This window comes from Kastovskya adunca, assembly GCF_059505785.1.
Map to the genome: position 1 here is coordinate 40,174 of NZ_JCACLG010000047.1, position 18,492 is coordinate 58,665.

The 18,492-nt window shown below is 48.4% G+C and carries 16 protein-coding genes and 1 pseudogene; 3 read left to right on the forward strand and 14 right to left on the reverse strand.

Going from position 1 to position 18,492, the window contains the following annotated elements; translation table 11 throughout:
* Positions 1-28: 28 nt before the first annotated feature.
* From zwf to fbp, 3 genes are all read right to left on the reverse strand, one after another.
* On the reverse strand, positions 29-1,558 hold the full coding sequence (gene zwf / locus AC5JR3_RS18125) for a glucose-6-phosphate dehydrogenase (protein WP_495847956.1): 1,530 nt from the start codon (positions 1,556-1,558) through the stop codon (positions 29-31).
* A gap of 131 nt (positions 1,559-1,689) precedes the next feature.
* Entirely contained in the window at positions 1,690-2,850 is a 1,161-nt protein-coding gene (gene tal, locus AC5JR3_RS18130) for a transaldolase (RefSeq protein WP_495847957.1), read from the reverse strand.
* 92 nt (positions 2,851-2,942) lie between these two features.
* Positions 2,943-4,010, reverse strand: coding sequence for a class 1 fructose-bisphosphatase (gene fbp, locus AC5JR3_RS18135; RefSeq protein WP_495847958.1), 1,068 nt, complete (start codon positions 4,008-4,010; stop codon positions 2,943-2,945).
* A 228-nt stretch (positions 4,011-4,238) separates the two neighbouring features.
* On the opposite strand from fbp, the gene AC5JR3_RS18140 reads away from it, so the two are divergent.
* Positions 4,239-5,321 carry an ATP-dependent 6-phosphofructokinase gene (locus AC5JR3_RS18140; protein ID WP_495847959.1) on the forward strand — a complete coding sequence of 361 codons (1,083 nt, stop codon included), beginning with the start codon at positions 4,239-4,241 and terminating at the stop codon, positions 5,319-5,321.
* Positions 5,322-5,471: 150 nt separating this feature from the next.
* Here the strand turns inward: AC5JR3_RS18140 and rbp are convergent, their stop codons facing one another.
* From rbp to nrdJ, 3 genes are all read right to left on the reverse strand, one after another.
* A complete protein-coding gene (gene rbp, locus AC5JR3_RS18145; RefSeq protein ID WP_495847960.1) occupies positions 5,472-5,753 on the reverse strand; it encodes an RNA-binding regulator in 282 nt (93 codons plus the stop codon).
* 327 nt (positions 5,754-6,080) lie between these two features.
* The gene (locus AC5JR3_RS18150) at positions 6,081-6,296 is read right to left on the reverse strand and encodes a ssl0294 family protein (protein WP_495847961.1); all 216 of its coding nucleotides are present in this window, start codon (positions 6,294-6,296) and stop codon (positions 6,081-6,083) included.
* Between the two features lie 287 nt (positions 6,297-6,583).
* A complete protein-coding gene (nrdJ, locus tag AC5JR3_RS18155) occupies positions 6,584-10,105 on the reverse strand; it encodes a ribonucleoside-triphosphate reductase, adenosylcobalamin-dependent (protein WP_495847962.1) in 3,522 nt (1,173 codons plus the stop codon).
* A 189-nt stretch (positions 10,106-10,294) separates the two neighbouring features.
* Between nrdJ and AC5JR3_RS18160 the strand changes: the two are divergent.
* Positions 10,295-10,441: pseudogene (locus AC5JR3_RS18160) on the forward strand (REP-associated tyrosine transposase); the annotation flags it as partial.
* Positions 10,442-10,623: 182 nt separating this feature from the next.
* Here the strand turns inward: AC5JR3_RS18160 and AC5JR3_RS18165 are convergent.
* A complete protein-coding gene (locus tag AC5JR3_RS18165; RefSeq protein ID WP_495847963.1) occupies positions 10,624-11,202 on the reverse strand; it encodes a pentapeptide repeat-containing protein in 579 nt (192 codons plus the stop codon).
* 87 nt (positions 11,203-11,289) lie between these two features.
* On the reverse strand, positions 11,290-11,793 hold the full coding sequence (locus AC5JR3_RS18170; protein ID WP_495847964.1) for a pentapeptide repeat-containing protein: 504 nt from the start codon (positions 11,791-11,793) through the stop codon (positions 11,290-11,292).
* A gap of 33 nt (positions 11,794-11,826) precedes the next feature.
* Here AC5JR3_RS18170 and AC5JR3_RS18175 point away from each other — a divergent pair, with 33 nt between their 5' ends.
* Entirely contained in the window at positions 11,827-12,159 is a 333-nt protein-coding gene (locus tag AC5JR3_RS18175; RefSeq protein ID WP_495847965.1) for a hypothetical protein, read from the forward strand.
* A gap of 142 nt (positions 12,160-12,301) precedes the next feature.
* Here the strand turns inward: AC5JR3_RS18175 and AC5JR3_RS18180 are convergent, their stop codons facing one another.
* From AC5JR3_RS18180 to AC5JR3_RS18205, 6 genes are all read right to left on the reverse strand, one after another.
* Complete coding sequence (locus AC5JR3_RS18180) at positions 12,302-12,694, reverse strand: hypothetical protein (protein WP_495847966.1); 393 nt, start codon at positions 12,692-12,694, stop codon at positions 12,302-12,304.
* Positions 12,695-13,044: 350 nt separating this feature from the next.
* Positions 13,045-13,806 carry a serine O-acetyltransferase gene (cysE, locus tag AC5JR3_RS18185; RefSeq protein WP_495847967.1) on the reverse strand — a complete coding sequence of 254 codons (762 nt, stop codon included), beginning with the start codon at positions 13,804-13,806 and terminating at the stop codon, positions 13,045-13,047.
* Between the two features lie 161 nt (positions 13,807-13,967).
* Positions 13,968-14,516 carry a hypothetical protein gene (locus AC5JR3_RS18190; protein ID WP_495847968.1) on the reverse strand — a complete coding sequence of 183 codons (549 nt, stop codon included), beginning with the start codon at positions 14,514-14,516 and terminating at the stop codon, positions 13,968-13,970.
* Between the two features lie 504 nt (positions 14,517-15,020).
* Positions 15,021-15,734, reverse strand: a complete 714-nt coding sequence (locus AC5JR3_RS18195; protein WP_495847969.1) for an alternative oxidase — start codon at positions 15,732-15,734, stop codon at positions 15,021-15,023.
* A gap of 182 nt (positions 15,735-15,916) precedes the next feature.
* Positions 15,917-16,603 carry a phosphoribosylanthranilate isomerase gene (locus AC5JR3_RS18200; protein WP_495847970.1) on the reverse strand — a complete coding sequence of 229 codons (687 nt, stop codon included), beginning with the start codon at positions 16,601-16,603 and terminating at the stop codon, positions 15,917-15,919.
* 43 nt (positions 16,604-16,646) lie between these two features.
* The gene (locus tag AC5JR3_RS18205) at positions 16,647-18,362 is read right to left on the reverse strand and encodes a DUF3352 domain-containing protein (RefSeq protein WP_495847971.1); all 1,716 of its coding nucleotides are present in this window, start codon (positions 18,360-18,362) and stop codon (positions 16,647-16,649) included.
* Between the last annotated feature and the right edge of the window lie 130 nt (positions 18,363-18,492).

Sequence of the window (18,492 nt, forward strand, 5' to 3'; positions counted from 1 at the left end):
TTGCTTGTAACCAGGCTTTTCCCTACAATTACGGTCTACGCCAGCGACGACCATCGCGGTTGATCATTAGTTCTGCTTCTTTTGGTTCCCAGGTTCCAGCTTCATACTGAGGAATCTTGGTGGGATCAAAGGGAGATTCCCAGGCGGTCAATGCTGGTGTGACAACTCGCCAGGCTTCTTCTACCTCATCAGCACGGGTAAAGAGAGTTTGGTCTCCTAACATGCAGTCTAGCAATAAGCGATTGTAGGCATCCGCTGTTGCCATTCCGAAGGACGAACCATAGCTAAAGTCCATCTCTACGGAACGCGATCGCAATTCTGAACCCGGCATTTTCGCCTCAAATCGCAGCGAAATCCCCTCATTCGGCTGTATCCGCAACGTCAGCACATTAGGACTCGCTTGTTGGGCTGCCGACTGAAAGATCATGTGCGGCACTTCCCGAAACTGAATCGAAATCTCACTGATCTTTTTCGGCAATCGCTTTCCAGTCCGCAGATAAAACGGTACCCCTTGCCAGCGCCAGTTATCAACTAAAAACTTCATCGCCACATAAGTCGGTGTGGTGGACTTAGGATTTACCCCCTCTTCTTCCCGATACCCAGGAACGGGTTTTCCCTTCATCCATCCCGCCGAATACTGACCTCGCACGGCACAATTTTCCAGGCTGTTCAGGTCTGACAGATAGGTTGATTGAATCACCTTCACCTTTTCAGTGCGAATGCTATCAGCATCCAAGGAATTTGGTGGTTCCATCGCCGTCAGGCAAAAGAGCTGCATCAGGTGATTTTGCACCATATCCCGCAGCGCCCCAGAGCTTTCGTAGTAACCCGCCCGGTCTTCGACACCAACCGTTTCTGCCACAGTGATTTGCACATGATCGACAAACTGACGGTTCCACAGCGGCTCAAAAATCGCGTTGGCAAACCGGAAAACTAAGAGGTTTTGAACCGTTTCCTTGCCGAGGTAGTGGTCAATGCGGTAAACCTGACTTTCTTTGCAGACTTGCTGCACCACGCGGTTAAGGGTCTGCGCTGAGCTTAAATCTCGACCAAAGGGCTTTTCAATCACGATCCGGTTTTTTACCGTATCTGTGAGCATCTGGGCATCTCCCAGTTGGCGAATCGCTTCTGGAAAAAATTTGGGAGCTACTGCCAGGTAAAATACCCGATTGCCCATCGTTCCCCGTTTACCGTCCAGTTCATCCAAGAGAGCTTTCAGTTTCTGGTAGCTTTCTAGTTTGTCAATATCACCTGAACAGTAAAACAAACCCTGAGCAAAGTCTTCCCAGATTTCTTCCGAGCCGATGCCATCAGCAAATTCTTCAACTCCAGTCCGCATCTGCTCTCTGAAGTAGTCATGACTCCAGTCGCGACGAGCCACGCCAACAACCGTAATTTCTGGAGGTAAGCGTCGTTCCCGTTTTAGTTGATAGATTGATGGCACCAGCTTACGTTGGGTGAGGTCTCCAGATGCCCCAAAGATTACTAGAATCAACGGTTCGGGTATCCGCTCCTGTCGCAATCCAACGCGTAGGGGATTTTCTAACAATGTAGCCATATTTATTGCAACTGATTGACTGGAAAAATTAATAAGCACCTTGGTTAAAAACTTTAGGAGCAAAGAGGTTAGCTTAGTAGATTGCCAAATTGACTTGAGCGCTAACCCCCTGCTCCTAAAGTTGAGTCTGATTAGGAAACGGTTGCTAGGCGTTTTACTTTCTCTTCCAGGGATGCCATTAATGATTCAAAGGGTTTGACGAATTTGTCAATTCCTTCATCCAGCAGTTCAACCATCACTTCGTCGAGGTTGATGTCGATGTCGGGGTCTTTAAGACTTTCTATCAAGTTGTAAGCTTCCTCAACGTTGGCTTCAATGCGGTTGGCGGGATCGCAGTGGTCAGCACAGGCTTCAATGGTGCTAGGAGGCAGAGTGTTAACGGTATTGGGGCCTACCAGCTCATCGACGTACATGACATCGCTGTATTCCGGGTTTTTGGTACTGGTGCTTGCCCAAAGTAGCCGTTGCACGTTGGCTCCTTTAGCAGAAAGGGCTTTCCAACGGTCGCTTTGGATAATCTTTTTGAATTCCTGATAAGCAACTTTAGCGTTGGCGATCGCTATTTTGCCTTTGATTGTCTTGAGTTCGACTTCTTTCTCAATCCGGTCAACTCCGGCTTCCAGTTTGTCGTCAATAGCACCGTCGATTTTGATATCAATCCGGCTCAGGAAGAAGCTAGCAACTGAGGCGATTTTATTGATGTCGTTGCCCTCATTTACTCGCTTTTCTAAACCACGAATATACGCCATGAAAGTTTCTTTGTAGCTGTCTACAGAGAACAACAACGTGATATTAACGTTGATGCCTTCACTGATCACTTGCTCTACCGCTGGTAATCCCTGCTTTGTACCAGGAATTTTGATCATCACATTTTCACGACCAATTTCTTGGTAGTAGCGTCGGGCTTCGCTGATCGTTTTTTCGGTATCGTTGGCGATCGTTGGAGTAACTTCAATACTGACGTATCCATCCAATCCATGAGTTTCGTCGTAGATAGGTTTGAGGATATCGCAGGCATTGCGAATATCTTCAAAAACTAAGGATTCATAAATCTCTAAAACCGACTTCCCTTCACGGATACCCGCTTCGATGTCAGCGTCATAAACTGCATTACCCGCAATTGCCTTCTCAAAGATGGCAGGATTTGATGTAATGCCGCGTACGCCTCGGTTTTCAATGAGCTGCTTGAGTTCGCCCGACTCAACTAGGTCACGAGTTAGATTATCCATCCAGATACTCTGACCAAAATCTTTGACGATTCTAAAAATTGGATTGTTAGCTGTCGATGTCATATTTTTGCTCCAGTAATTGCTTTTTGATTGTTCGCTGTTAGCTTTTTTTTCGCTGTTTTTTTTGTTACCGACTCTTCATTCCTAACAGTTATTTAAGAATGTGCCATAGTGGTCTCCTTTTTATCTCTTACTCCTTCCTCAATGAAGGACTCCACAAGTTCCACATCCTCTTTGCTGCCAATAAATAAGGGCGTGCGAGCATGGAGTTCCTTGGGTACGGCATCCATTATCTTCTGCGTTCCTGTACTCGCTTTTCCGCCCGCTTGCTCAATCAAATAGGCCAGAGGAGCCGATTCATACAGTAATCTTAGTTTGCCTTCCGGTTTCTTGATTGTGCCTGGGTAGAGGAATACGCCCCCTTGGAAAAGGATGCGGTGAAAATCTCCCACTAATGCGCCACCGTATCGCGCGGTGTATCCTTCATGGCGATGTACGTAGCGGATGTAGTTGCGGATTGAATCTTCCCATTGCCAGAAGTTCCCTTCGTTGACGCTGTACACTGGGCCGTGCTGAGGAACCTGGATATTTTCGCTAGAGAGGATAAATTCACCCAGGCTAGGATCGAGGGTGAAGGCATGAACGCCTCTGCCAATGGAGTATACCAGCACGGTGCTGGGCCCATACAGAACGTAGCCAGCCGCAATTTGCTGATGTCCGTTTTGCAGCAAGTCGCGGGCGTCGCCGTCGATATCGTCGCCTTCTTGCTTGCGAATGGAAAATATCGCTCCAACGTTCAAGTTGATATCTACATTGGAGGAACCATCAATGGGGTCATACAGCAGGGTATAACGTCCAATTGGGCAGTTTTCCGGAATGTAGTAGGGTTTGTCCATTTCCTCGGACGCTAAGCGGCAAACTAGACCACTTTGCTTGAACACCGAGATAAATACATCGTTAGCATAGACATCCATCTTCTTGACGGATTCGCCTTGCACGTTCACGTTTCCTGTAAATCCTAATGCTCCTTCTACTAATCCCGCACGGGTAAGGCGTCGAGAAATCAATTTGGCTGCCAAGGCAATGCGATTCATGATTGCACTGAGGTCTTGGGCTTCGGCGCTAAAGCTTTGCAGTTGTTGTAGAACGTGACGAGACAGTGTTGTGCAATCTCGATCCAGAGCATACTCCTGATCTAGAGGTTGATTGATGTCTGCGGTCATAGTTTTGTTTTCCCTATCAAGTAACGCTCTTCATTGACTGGGCGGGGGTTTGGCGACCGATGCCATAATCGGCTGGTATAAATTGTGCAAATTGCCCTATCTCTATCTTAAGAAGGCGTGTCTGTAGAGTCGTCTAACTTTAGATGAACTACAGAAATGAAACTACAACTGACGCTGTAAAATCTGCCTGGAGTTAAATCTCCTACTCTCTGGAAGTATTTAAAGGATATGGGAGCACAGAAACGAATTGGCATTCTCACCAGTGGAGGGGATTGTGCCGGATTGAATGCGGTGATTCGTGCGGTTGTCCATCGGGCAATGGGGACTTATGGCTGGGAGGTACTGGGTATTTGCCGAGCGACTCAAGGACTGATGAGCCGTCCTCCACAAGTCATGCACTTTGAACAAGAGAAGGTCGATAGGTTGCTCTCAATGGGAGGAACGGTTTTAGGCACCACGAATAAGGGCAACCCTTTTGCCTTTCCGATGCCGGATGGGAATTTATGTGATCGCTCCCAGGAAATTATTGACGGCTACCATCAACTGGGATTGAGCGCCTTGATTGGGATTGGTGGTGATGGCAGCTTGGCAATTTTGCGTAAACTCGCGCAACAAGGGGGGATAAATTTCGTTGGCATCCCCAAAACCATTGACAATGATGTCGGGATCACGGAGCGGTCTATCGGTTTTGATACCGCCGTGAACATTGCCACCGAAGCGCTGGATCGCTTGCACTTCACCGCAGCCAGCCATGACCGGGTGATGATCTTAGAAGTGATGGGACGCGATGCTGGACACATTGCCATCTGCGCCGGGATCGCAGGTGGAGCGGATGTGATCTTGATCCCCGAAATTCCCTACACTCTAGAAAAGGTCTGCCGCAAAATCAAAGAGCGCCAAGCACAGGGCAAACATTTTTGTGTGGCGATTGTCTCTGAAGCGGTTTGCACGACAGGGGGGGAATCTATCACCCAAAGCGATCGCTCTGGTGCTTACCGTTTTGGTGGTGTCGGTCACTACTTAGCCGATCAGATTTCTACCTATAGTGGTGCAGAAACGCGGGTCACCGTCCTCGGACATACCCAGCGCGGCGGCATTCCATCGCCCCTCGATCGCCTGATTGCGGCGGCGTTCGGGGTCGCGGCTGTCGATTTGATTGCAGAAGAAAAGTATGACTGCATGGTCACTTGGCAAAACCGTCAGGTTGTACATGTCCCTATCGCTGACGCCATCAGCCAATACCAAGCGGTCGATCCCGATGGTACTTTGGTCAAAACGGCTAGAGGCTTGGGGATCTGTCTGGGAGATTAACTAGGGAAGCTAGCTGTATAAATCCCAATAAGCGAGTGATGGTCTTATTAACCACCACTCGCTTATTTGTGCCAACTTGAGAAATTTTTTCTCAGTTTTGCTAAAACTCCCTGTCTGGAAGCCAGTGCTATTTATAAAAGCGATCGCCCCCTAAAAACGCTCGCGATTACCTCCACCGCGATTGTTTTCTTCTCTGGGTCTGGCTTTGTTGACTCTGAGCTGACGCCCCATCCATTCAGCACCATCCAATTCAGTAATGGCAGAGTCTTCTTGGGCATCTTCTGTCATTTCAACAAAAGCAAAGCCGCGCATCCGACCTGTTTCACGGTCTGTGGGCAAGACAACTCGCTTAACCTCACCGTACTCAGCAAAGACTGAGCGCAAGTCTTCTTCGGTAGCTTGGTAAGACAGGTTTCCAACGTAAATGGTCATGTGGATCGAATCGATAATGCTGAAAGAGGACTAAAAGTTCAGTGTTACAGACAACAGCGAGACAATAAAGTCGATCAAAAACTGGTCTGAAATTAGGGTGGGAGTTTTACGACTCTATTGCTACGTCAGTGACAGCAATAAAGTGGACAAACTCAAACCGTGATTTTACTGAGCTTTATATTCGTCTTATAATAGCCTACCGATCTGAAAGTAGGGGTGATCTACCGCACATATTCTAGAACAGGAGTAATTATCAGGGATATTAGGTCAAATAATCCCCCTTATGCCTGTCTTTTAAGATTTCCGGTTTAATTCCCTTTATCCCCTTTAGTCAATCGAAATTGACTGAGGTCGATCTATTTGACCGTTGCTGCTATCGGTAGAAGCCTTTGTATAGGGAGATCCTGCCTGTTTATCTAGCCAGGTTTTGACAGGCTCGTCAGCCAAGTTCAGCCTCAGTACACCTGAAACCAATCCCCCCAAAAAAGCCAGGGGTTGTTTTGTAAAGTCTTGAAAAATAGGGGTCAGTTCAGTGAGGAACATGGAAAGTCTCCTTGTCGGTGCTGGGTTTATATACGTAGATGATTACTTATCTTTACAATCATCCTAGCGTGTTTCTTTTTGACATCCTCCCGCCACTAATTCGGAGTACCGAATGCATAGCGAGGGATGCCCTTCATCTCGCCGCCAACTTTGTATATTATGACGGGAGCCTTCTTGGGGTTGAAGGTAAAGCAATAGGTTGTAAAGAGCGATCACTACTAATTCTCAGGATGCAAAAAACCTCTAGAGACGTTGTCAGCAACGTCCCTAGTCGTTATGACTTGCCTCTACTCTGGTTTTGCCTCAGAGAACAGGCACTTATCTGAGTCGCACCCAGCCGGGCCAGATGCCTCTAAATAGCCAGAGTCGTATTGACTCAAAGCCGCCTGAAAGTCCTGAGTCACAGCACGTTTTTGCACATCCTGGCTTAACTGCTCATACTGCGATGCAGAAATTGGCTCGAAGGGCAAGCGGGGAAAGGTTTGCAAATCGTCAAACCGTGCCAGTAGCGCCGCAGAGATGTAGCCTTTATCTTCGCCAATCGCCTGGTGAATTCGACGGCTTAAGGCTTCAATTTCTGCTTCCCGCAGCTCTATGGTTGCCGAGGTATTATGCGTGACGTAGTGATACTGAACTTGTAGATAGAAATCCATCTGAGCCAAAGCCGAGAACTTGCTAATGTCGATGGCATCGGCTCCGGGTAAATCAGCCCAAGGTACAGCAACGGGAATTTCCACAAGCCACTCTGAGACACGGGGATCGAAGGGATCGTTCAGGAGATTCCCATTTTCATCCTTATCTGACTGTGAGGGAATAACCGCGTAGCCGTAATCAATACAAGCCTTAGCCACGGGGTCATTTTTCCCAAAGGTGATCCGACGAATAAAACGCTGGGCTTTGGGGGGGTGCCAGCCGGGACTGGCTCCAGTCAGGAGGGATTTGGTACCACTCGGCTGAACGGTAGTGCAACGGTTTGGGCGTTTGAGATTGTGGCGATCGCAATACTCCCAGATTACCCGATGCACGATCGCTTTCCAGCGACTTAAATACTCCGCCTCGCCCTGCTTAAAGGCTTTTCCTGCTTCTGTATCTGGTCTACCCGCTTCCCACCAGCGCAACCAGTCTACGCCAAACGCTGTCACAAAAAAGTCAAACAATCCCGTAAAGGAAACCCCAACAATTGGGTCTTCCTCTCTAGATTGGCGATAGCGTTCCTCTACAAAGCGATGGTTGAGGAGGGCAGCTACAGACAAAGCTCCTGCTGTAAAGGCTTCTTCTTGCTCTTGCTCGTTATGGGGATCGACTTGGTTGAGGTGAATTTCACTCAAGTTGCAGTGAAAATTTGAGCCGATAATTTCACCACAGGGATTGAGCGCGTATCGCTCTAAACGATGCTCAATCTGCTCCGGCGGCACCCCAGGTAGATGCTGTTGCAACCAGCGACGAGCTTCCTCTCTCCCCTGTGTATAGGCGTTGAGAAATTCTTGCCTGACGCTCGGCTCCTGCAAGATATCTGAGCTGGCGCGAGCTAGTGCTTCTGGAGCATATTGAATCGCCCCTTCGCCTGAATAAAACTGCTTACGAACTGCCTCAAGACACTCTTGTTCAGAGGGCTGGCGATGAAAGACGCGGGTATGATTCGCCATCCGTAGGGCATCTCGTTCGGGATCTATCCGCCAATTTCCCTCGGCATCCTGCATCCACAGATTATCTTTTGCCGTGGCAGCCAGGGTGTCGTCACTGTCAAATTGTCTCATCCCCGCGCTGTTGTGGGTCAGATAACCATCACAATAGAAACAGTGGGCTTCTTCAACTTCAATGTCGTAGGTGGGTACGTGGTCGTAGCTTCCTAGCCCTTTAACTGTGACGGGAATATCGAGCGAAACATCAGATTCTGCAATATAGCGTTCGTAGTTGGCTTCAACGGTGCGGCTACCATTGAAGCCCATCTCACGCATTTCGCTATAAGTGTAGGCAGCACGCATGATTGCTCCAGGAACTGTGAAGCCATACATTTTGAGCCTCTGCCGTAGTTCACCCTTGACCGAGTGCGGTGCAATTAGGGCGTTATAGCAGTTCTTCAGAGCCGGAATTGTGAGGTTATATTTTGCTTGCCAGTTCTCTTGTTGGGGTCGGGTGATATTGATACGACCCGCAATTCCTAAGCTGGATAGAACCACACCCACTTGGCGAGCAAAGGTACGATAGACAGTGGTCACAAGATAGGGAGGTCGATTGTTGATAGCGCCATCACTATCGACCAATCCTGCTAGATAAGCAGCGCGAATATCGACCGAGCCTTGCAAAATGAAGCTAGGAACTTCTAGAGGTTGGTTGGGTTGTTTGATGTAGCGGTAGAAGTATTCTGCCAACCGAATGGATGAACAAACAAATTTAACTGTATTTTCGCCATTAACAGTCACTTGCTCAGCCGTTAGCCCAAAACCAGCCAATGCATTAGCTAGCTTGGTTTTAAGTTGGGACACGAGGTGTGGGTCAAGCCCGTTGGTAGCCCACTCAACACGACCGTAGGGTTTGCCGTGCTTATTGCGACCTAGCGCAACATAACCATCTCCATGAGTAAAGCCAAGTAGCCAAGCCACTTCAGGTGTGAGGGTTGGGATCGTCAAAGGTTTGGCAGTGCGACTTTGCATGGGACGATCGCTCGTGAAGTCTGGGGGAAGCTGGGTCACAGTTCCGGGTAAGACTTGTGAGTTGTGCATGAGGCGATCGCCCTCAGCTAATGCAGCCAAATACTTCCAAGTGATCTCACCACTAGCATTCGCTAAAACGGCTTGGCGATGATTTAATGTGGCGCGAGGAAAAGTAGCATTAGTATCGATTTCGTAGACATCCTGCAAGCCCTGATCAAACTTGTTAATGACTTTACGGAAGCCTAAGGGAGTTTGTACCAAATCGCCAACCTGAATGTCTTTAATGGGAACTAGCCCTTTACTGGTATGAACCAGAGCATCTTCAGGCAAACAGCGCCTAATATTTCCGGCGACTATTGTGGCGGCGGCTTGGTCAATCAACAGACAGCATTCTACAGAGTTGAGCTTTCGTCCTACTGCCTTGTTGAGAATGGACGCGCAACGCTCGTACAGTCCTGTCAATTTAACGGGATTAGCTACACCTCCAAAGCCTTTGAGCGGTTCCCCCGCAGCCCGGACATCACTGACATCAATTACTACTGTTGATTCGCCTGAGAAGCGCTGATCGCTGGATAGTTCCAGCAAGGTTTGATAGGACTTAACCCACCCTTGGCGACTATCCCCTACATGCATGTAGACTTGATTGCCAACAATTTTGACTTCTGTCTCTTCGCGCCGCTCTCGTGCTGGGGTGCTGCCAATTTCACCCTGCATGGTGACAACCAAGCGATTGCGAATCGCGGGGAGTTGGTTAATATATTTCGGTTCGAGAACTGCACCTGTGCCACAGCCCATCATTGCCAAATCCATCATCAGACCAAAGGCACGCCAGTCTACAACGTTGGTAGAGGTGCAGTTGTAGGCTCCAGAAAAGTTTTCTGGCTTTTCTATCCACTCTGTTCCTCCCACCCACAACCAGCGCCCAGAGGGGAGGCTCTTGAGCTGAATCATCATCCGGTTGAGCAGGTCAGTTTCTGACTCTGTCAGTTTACCGAGTTTGGACAAAGCTTGAATGGTGCGATCGCATACGTCGTCCCATGTCTCTCGTCCGGTTTCTGTACGGCGACTGTAAGTTCTAAAGAACACCGGATTGGCAGCCGGAGCCGCCTTTGGAAATTTGTCTACCTGGCGTTGCCGCTCAAGCTCTCTGACCATAATTGAAGTGCTTGTAGGTTTAAGCTAAACCTTGACTATAGGCGATATAGATGTAGTGGTAAAGATTGAAATTAGCCGTTGTTTGCGCTATGTATAGGGCTTTGATTACTTGGCTTTCGGTTGCTGAGTAGGGGGCGATCGCCACTAATCGCTAGTAGGTTAGGATTTAGCGTCACGAAACCCAAGATCTTCAATCCGGTCAAACAGGGTTGGGTGAAGGTTGTGAAAGATTGGGAATATTCAAGTTTTCATCGGTATGTAGCGGCGGGAGTTTATCCGATGAATTGGGGGATGAATCAGGAGATAGCTTTTGAGGGGATGCTAGTGGGGGAATAGAGTGGCGGCTGTTGGGTTTCTCTGTCGTTCAACCTAACCTACGGGCGATTGCGATCGCACTAACTAAACTAGATTTCTTCTCGGAAATTCCGGATGATTTGGAAGAGCACCTTGAAAGCAGAAATGGCTTTGGGAGTATCCCAGTTTTCACTAAAGCAAACCTTTTGGCTGATTCGTCAGCTTTAGGGGTTGAAGATCGGTCCTTCAATATACACTCCATTGGGCAAAGTGACTTGCCAGAAAAAAGCTTGTTGAAAAGTAAAGAAACCTCTGACATCAGCTTTGGAAAAGTCAACTTTAATAATAGTCGCAAATTCGAGATCGACGTTGCTGAAATCAGCCCCATCAACGATATATTCAGCCATTGTGACGCCGTACATATTGGCTCCAGTAAAATCAGCACAGCTACAACCACCTTGCAAGAAACTTGCTCCAGTCAGATTGGCATCACACAGACTAGACAACGAGAGACCAGCTCTCCCCAACATAGTACCGACAGCAATGACTCCTTCCAAATTAGCTTCCCTCAGATCGCTTTGAGTCAAAGTAGCACCGCTCAAGATTGCTCCACTCAGATTAGCCTCTCTCAAATCAGTGAAGGTCAAGTCCGAACCACTGAGGTTGATACCCCGCAAGTCAGCACCGTGAAGATCGATTCTATAGAATCTGCGTTCAGAGTCGGCTCTAAATTTGATGGCGGAGAAGTTTCTTTCCCCAGCAGCATATCTACTCAACAGCTCTTCTTTGGTCATCTCAATCATATAAATGCCTCTTTAGGGTTTTGATTGCTTGGCTTTCGGTTGCTGACTAGGGGGCGCGCTACTACGAGCGATTGCGATCGCACTGATTCAATCTTCAACAGGATGGGAACCCTGCAAGAAAGTTCCATCGGGCAGAGTGGTGTCGAAAAAGAGAGCACTCTCGTACCAAGCTCCCTCATCGTTAGCTCCAGTCATATTGACTCCAGTCAGATCAACTCCAGTCAGGTTAGCCCCACGGAGATCAGCTTCCGTCAACTCAGCACGGATCAACTTAGCTCCTTCAAAAGTAGCTCCTTTCAAATCAGCACCGATGAAGGAGGTTCCAGTCAGGTTGGCGAGAGTAAACTGACATCGAGTCAAATTGGAGTAGCCAAAGTTACAACCACGCATATCGTTAGCACAGAAGTTAGTGCCACTAAAATCTCCCTCACCCAGAACCGCTCCAGTGATAGTTTGTCCGACCGGGTTATTCTTTTCCCAACCAGTCGCCCTACTCAAATCAGCATCAGTGAGTTCAACTCCAAAAAAATCTCGTTCCCCAGCGGCGTAACGCCGCAAGAACTCCTCAGCAGTCATTTTTCTGAGAGCCATAGCACATCACTCCAAAATACAAACGTATCCGCTTTGATAGACTTTCTCCAGACACAGATTCCCTTTAACCTCAACTTAGCTATTCAGGATCTCCCCACCGGACAACTAGCAGAAGCCCAAATTACCTCCTTCGACCCCTCTGGACGCCCCAACGGCGGCACCCTCCTCATCGACACTGATGCCAACCAACCCTCACCGACACTGCCTTCCGCGCCACCACAGGTGATGCAGTTGGCAAATACGACCTCCTCACCACCCTGCTGCACGAAATGGGACACCTCTCAGGCTTCATTGATGGCTACTCCTATAGGCGATATAGATGTAGCGGTAAAGATTGAAAATACCCAGTATTTGCGCTATGTATAGGGTTTTGATGGCTTGGCTTTCGGTTGCTGAGTAGGGGGCGATCGCTACTACGGGCGATGGCGATCGCACTCTTCCCAAAAAAAATCCCAGTGTTGACACTGAGATGAAAGTTGTAATTAAACTAGCGAATCGAAACTACAATTCATCCAAAAACGGACTTTTTCACCCCAAAAGCTGCTAAACCAGCTACTGCACCAGTACCCACAAATGCTGCTAAACCAACAGGATAAGCTCCTCCTGCAACAGCAAAACCTGCTGCTCCGGTTTGGTGGTACACAGTTCCGCCAGCAACTGCGCCAACTGTTGCAAAGGTTGCAGCTTCTTTAACGTTTTTGACGGCTTCCTTTGTAGCACCATGAACTGCCAGTCCAGCCACTGCACCAGCACCCGTAAATGCCGCCAATCCGATAGGATAAGCTCCTCCTGCAATTGCTAAACCGGCTCCACCGATTTGGTGATATACAACTCCACCAACAACCGCACCAACTGCCGCAAAAGTTGCAGCTTCTTTAGCACTTTCAATGGCTTCTATCAACTTCTTTACTCCTAAGAATTTTAACGGCAGAGGTTACTTGCAACCTTTTCCCATTCGATCATCTCCCACACAGACTAGGATGGGCTGTGCTGATTATGAAGAGTCTGTGATCGAACCTTAAAAGTTCAACTATTTGTAATTGTTTAAAATTGAGCAACGACAGCGACGACGATGGCAAGATTGATTCAACCGCCGTTGCTATTGGAACCAATCCCACTAAGTCTTAATTACTTAGTAGGATGGGTTAGCGAAGCGTAACCCATGTGGGTGTTGGGTTTCATGCTTCAACACAGCCTACAAGAATCAACGTTTTCACGCCTCATCTGCGTAAGTTCTGCCTTTGTAAGCCGCTAAATTCCACTACCATCTAGAAACTGCTGAATCTCTTTATCTCTGAGGCGGCAACTTTGAGTCGCGTCCTTCTCCTCAACCACAACATACTTTGCAGAGGACGTGTGAGCCAATGCTGGAGTTTTTGGCTGCGCTTGTAATTCTTGAATTTGTTGCTCTAAAGACTCAATCCGGTCTACCAAGGTGCGAATTACAGCCGCTTCTGAATCCGGCAAGCTACCATGCTCCAACGGATTAACCCGAACGCCGGAACGATAGACAATGCGCCCAGGGACGCCGACAACGGTGCAATCGGAAGGGACATCACGTAAAACGACTGACCCGGCACCAATCCGGACATTGTTGCCGATTTGAATATTCCCAAGAACCTTAGCCCCCGCACCGACCACGACATTTTCTCCTAAGGTCGGGTGACGCTTACCACCTTCTTTCCCTGTTCCCCCAAGGGTCACGCCTTGGTAAATCAGGGCGTAGTCTCCCACAATAGCGGTTTCTCCAATCACTACCCCCATCCCGTGGTCAATGAAAACACTTCGCCCAATAGAAGCACCGGGGTGAATTTCAATTCCTGTTAGAAAGCGGGAGAACTGGGAAATTAAGCGGGGGATGAAGGGAAGCCCCAGCAAATTCAACCAGTGGGCGAAGCGATGCAACAGCAGCGCCTGCAAACCGGGGTAGCAAAATAAAACCTCTAGCCAGTTGCGTGCCGCTGGGTCACGTTCAAAGATGATCCGGAAGTCAGCCAATAGCTCGGATAGCACTGGACTCTTGCTCTCACTTGGGTACAACAAACCATAGACTATCTTATCGTCTAAAGCTGCTTAACCGCCCCTTTCTAAGGGAACAGCAAAACTATCCCATGCTAATTTTTGGGAAGTTTTGCTTAATTTAGCTTTATAAAGGCAAAAATCGACTAAATTAACTATTCCCGTACAGAGATGCTGTAGTTACGCTTTGTACCTGCGTCTATTGCCCCCACCCAAACTTCATATTCGCCAGCTTTCCAGTTTTCAGCATTAATGCTGGGGTTTTGGCTGGAGTCGCTATCATCATTACAACGGATAATATTACCGCCTGTTTTTCTAATCACTAAGGTGGTGTCATAACCGCTGCTGTTGACTCGTACATTCAGTTTTGGAAAATTTTCATCCAAAATCAGAATGTGATCGGGGGTTGAATCTCCAAACCCTACACAGGGGTTGCCTTCAATGTCCTGATTGGCAATAGCTGACAAGGAGAAAGAACCGCCTGTATAGCCAGCGGCTGTTCCGGCTGCAGGTTCAAAACCCCGTTTTAATTTCAACGTCCCAAAATTTGTCTCTTGGGCAAGAATTGGTGCGGCGCTTAGAGCGGCAACTAATGCCAGACAACCCCAATGATACAGTTTCAACATTGCTGTTACCTTCCTACCCATACTTGCGCCTTGTTGATGCTTGACTCCGACTACCTGTCGAATCAAACTAGTCTTCATTCTTTTATTTCAACATACAAATTTTTTTTTGCAGATACAGAAGTGACAGTGGGCTTTCTGCCACATTGATTTTTTGGTTTTTTTTCTTCTTTATTGCACTCTAGAGAGAATATGCCTCTATTTATCCTGATTACACTGCTGTTGTTGGTTAGCTGGTTTTTTTCAGAAGTGCTGGTCTTAGTACCGTTAGATCTTCTACATTCCCTAAAACCCTTGACTTCTTTGAGCGTTTTTGTAGGTTTGTTATTCTTTATCTGGTGTTTTGGGGAATAGAACTAGGAATGGCGTCTTACCTCAAATACGTCGAATACTCCACAAGCGGGAGAGGGGATTTTGGGGAATTGTAGGTCATCAATTGAATTTGGTATCACCCGACAAATCAACAAACCTCCACTAAATTTAGTTCTTAGCGAAGGTTTGTATTTATCCTGTCGTTAGGCAGGAATTAGTAGGAGTTATTGAGTTGGTGATAGTTCATTCCTGATGGCTAATCCCGATCGCCATTTAGTGACCAGCAGTCACTAACTCAACGTCTTTATCCTTGATAGAGGGGAGAACAACTTTAGCCTCCTGAATGACCGGAGTGTGAGGACTCTTGAAGGTGTTTTGAGCATCAGGTTGCTGGCAAGCCACCATAGTTTTGACATGTTCTCCTTCGTCGTCACGGATGTTGACGAAGACATCATATAAGTTGTCTACGGCGGGGCGTCGCGATTCTGGTACGGTGCCAGTTTGGAACTCATCGAACATATAGAGGTCGCCGTCGCGGTAGTAGCTGATGGCTACTGGGGGTGCAGGTTGTGCCTTCTCGGCTTCATGCTCCACTAAGAAGGTGGCATAGGTGTGATGGGCGTGTTCTTCGACCATCTGCATGAAGTTATAGGCGGTGCGGGGTGTGATCAGGTAGAGGACAACTACGACCCAGTAGTAAACTAGGGCAGCACTTTGGGCAAGGAAGCGATCGCTCCAGCTATTGTTGCCTCCCAACGCTTCCATAATCAGCAGGTGATGCAGTTCGTTCCAAGATTCTGCGAAGTGGACTTTTAACCAGTCGGCTTTGCGCCACCAACCGAGAGTTTCGTAGAGGTGCAAAACGGAAAGGAAGGAAAAGTAAGGAACGCGAGCCACCGTTTCTAAAACATAGAATCGCTGATAGGGGCGATCGCGATAGAGCATGTCGATGGTAAATACGAGCACGCTAACGAGAAATTTAGTCATGCAGAGCCTCCTTTGAGGCGTCATGTCAGTCACTGAAATCTTTCAGCGAGGAAAACTGTTAAGTTTTGTTTCCCTATCTCGATCTTAGTGCGCCCAAGGAAGATTGGTGAGGTTAAGCGGGGGAATAAGCTACCTAGTTCTGTACTCAAAGGGGTGTAGTTTTCCTCACCCCGTTGATCAGTTTACTGGGGTAAGAAATCCTTCTCAAAACTCGAAGTCAGCTCCCGAAAGAACTGCGAGAGCTTGCGCTGATCTAATTTTTTGTGGGTGCGGACGCCACTACAAACATCGACACCAAAAGGATGAACTTGGCGTACCGCTTCACCCACATTGTCTGGGCTGAGTCCTCCCGACAGAAAAACGGGGATATCGACTAACTCCCGGATACGGCGGCTGATTGTCCAATCATGAAGGTGTCCTGTTCCTCCCAACTCTTTCCTCGTTGATGAGTTGCCAGAGTCAAGTAAGAGTCCGTGGACATGGGGGGCGATCGCGATCGCCTCCTCAATGGACTCTTCGCCAACGACATGAATCACCTGAACTAGGGAAATGCCTGGTAATGCCTGACGCAACTCTTGATGGGTTCCTGATTGCAGGCGGTGGCAAAGTTGAATGGTGTTGGCACCCAAGCGCCTTTGCTGGGCGATGATCGAGGCGGTGTCTGTTTTGCTACTCAGTAAAAAAGAAGCAACCATGGGCGGGACACTGGCGGCAATTTCAGCGATCGCGCCTTCAAAAAGGGTTCCTGAACCGCTGGGCATTTCTGAGACTAAGCCCAAGGCAGACGCACCGTAGTCAATGGCGAGTTTGGCTTCTTCGACACTGCCGATGCAGCAAATCTTGACTCTGGGTCTTTGGGTTGGTTGCACAAAATTTTTCTCTTACATGAGTCGCTTTTATTTAGAATGCCCATTAAGTAGCGTTGGCGTTACCTAATCGGAAAAATAATTTGCTGCGTTGGACACCATCCGTGCTGCCGTAGCTACTGATACTAAGCGATCGCAAATGGTCAAATAACGGTTTACCCGCGAGTTCGGCAAACCGAATTACAGGCAGTTGACGCTCGATTGCGGGTTGGGCGCTGTTCCAGTCTAGATAGAAATAGCCGTTATTTGGCGGCGGTAAGGGAGCGATCGCTGTTTGGAATTTCTCTTGGGCGATTAAAGAATTTGAGCGTCCTTCTAAGGCTTCCGCCATGGCTTCAATTGAGGTGGCGAAAACCTCGTAGTTCTCCACCTCTGCATGAACTCCCCGTACTTGTGCTTCTAGCTTCATCAAACCGTCATCTTGACTCGGAACTAGCTTCGTGGTGGTGATCAGCTTTGTCCAAGCCGTGATGGTTTGATTTCCCACGGAGAGATTGCCGACACTAAATCCTTCTGCCTTCGCCAGATTATCAAGATGCTCGATTTTCGCGTCTGCACCTGCGGTTTTCTCGGCAACAAAAATCCAGTCAGGATTGACCCGATCTGAGCGCGGGAGCAGGCTCAAGGCATACTCACCTTCTACAAAGCTAAAGATATCTTTGGCTAAATCCACGTTCCAACGAGATTCTAAGCTGGCAATGGATTGTTTTAGCAGTTGGGATAGGTCGTCTTGGGTGGCTCCCGCCGAAAGGCGAGTCCAGAGTTGATTTAAGTCCACACCCGCGACGGCTAATGCAGCTTTCTTAGGAATGTACTCCAACGCTTTTACAGGTTCAGAAAGGGTGAGTTTCGTGTCTTCCGTACTGGTGCCTTGTAGAGCGGTTTCGGCGACTAATCCCTGTTTGTCTAATGCCAAACCAATAGTCAGCGTCTGTGGTACTTGTGACGGGTCTAACTCCGGATTCGGCTCGTTGGCAATCAACGCCGCGATGGCAGGGAGATTGACGAAACTTAAGCCGATGCGGGGTTTCGTGAGGTTCTGTAGGCTCTGTTGATAAACGGGGGAATTTATCAAACTCAAGCTTTCTACCTGGACATTATTAATGGCACTACGCAAAACCTTGGGGCTGTTGGCAAATAAGACAAAGCGATCGCCAATCACTGCACTTGTCAGCGTGGAGGGAAGATTGCCGTTGTTTGCCACCGCCTCAGCCAAGGGACGACGATAAATTAAGTTGACGCCTTTGTATTGCTCAAAGGCTAACTCGTAAGTACCAGCGAGGGCTTGCTGGGAGTAGAACAGTTGCAAAAACTCCCGCGAACGTTCCGCATCCTTCGTCGTTACAGCTAGCAAATATCCAGGCTGCGCTCCATTTTGGCGATCGCGGTCAAAGTCCAAGGAAGTCACAGCGAGGGTGATTTCCTCACCCAACCAGGGCTGGATGTCGCGGCGATAGTCTAAGTCGGTATTCCCCAAAAGAGTTTGTTCAATTTGGTTGAGTTCAGTCCGCGATCGCCGACGGTTTCCCGGACGAGCGACTAGCTGCCGAAACGCTTCCAAACGGTCTGGATTGACCAGCAAAGACACCATCACGGGTGACTGTTTTGGTACAAACATCGCCGCCGTTGGGTTGGCGATCGCTCCACCCCGGAGGAGAGCCAAGGGACTTTGAGACGTGAGCCAGTAAAAGCCAACAGCAGCAGTTAAAAGCAGCCCGATAGCGACGGCTACCAGAATCTGGAAAAATGAGCGTAGCTTCATGCTAAATCCTGACATTACCTACGGGTGGTAGTCGCGCTCCTTGCGATGGCGCTTCCCCCACCGTATTATCTCAGCTCAAGGTCATCTCATCCAAGACCTACCGGGAGAGAGTTTGAGAAGGGTGATAAGT

Coding starts and splice junctions, on each gene's coding strand:
- zwf (WP_495847956.1), bottom strand. CDS start 1,558: ATGGCTACATTGTTAGAAAATCCCCTACGCGTTGGATTGCGACAGGAG.
- tal (WP_495847957.1), bottom strand. CDS start 2,850: ATGACATCGACAGCTAACAATCCAATTTTTAGAATCGTCAAAGATTTT.
- fbp (WP_495847958.1), bottom strand. CDS start 4,010: ATGACCGCAGACATCAATCAACCTCTAGATCAGGAGTATGCTCTGGAT.
- AC5JR3_RS18140 (WP_495847959.1), top strand. CDS start 4,239: ATGGGAGCACAGAAACGAATTGGCATTCTCACCAGTGGAGGGGATTGT.
- rbp (WP_495847960.1), bottom strand. CDS start 5,753: ATGACCATTTACGTTGGAAACCTGTCTTACCAAGCTACCGAAGAAGAC.
- AC5JR3_RS18150 (WP_495847961.1), bottom strand. CDS start 6,296: ATGTTCCTCACTGAACTGACCCCTATTTTTCAAGACTTTACAAAACAA.
- nrdJ (WP_495847962.1), bottom strand. CDS start 10,105: ATGGTCAGAGAGCTTGAGCGGCAACGCCAGGTAGACAAATTTCCAAAG.
- AC5JR3_RS18165 (WP_495847963.1), bottom strand. CDS start 11,202: ATGATTGAGATGACCAAAGAAGAGCTGTTGAGTAGATATGCTGCTGGG.
- AC5JR3_RS18170 (WP_495847964.1), bottom strand. CDS start 11,793: ATGGCTCTCAGAAAAATGACTGCTGAGGAGTTCTTGCGGCGTTACGCC.
- AC5JR3_RS18190 (WP_495847968.1), bottom strand. CDS start 14,516: ATGAAGACTAGTTTGATTCGACAGGTAGTCGGAGTCAAGCATCAACAA.
- AC5JR3_RS18195 (WP_495847969.1), bottom strand. CDS start 15,734: ATGACTAAATTTCTCGTTAGCGTGCTCGTATTTACCATCGACATGCTC.
- AC5JR3_RS18205 (WP_495847971.1), bottom strand. CDS start 18,362: ATGAAGCTACGCTCATTTTTCCAGATTCTGGTAGCCGTCGCTATCGGG.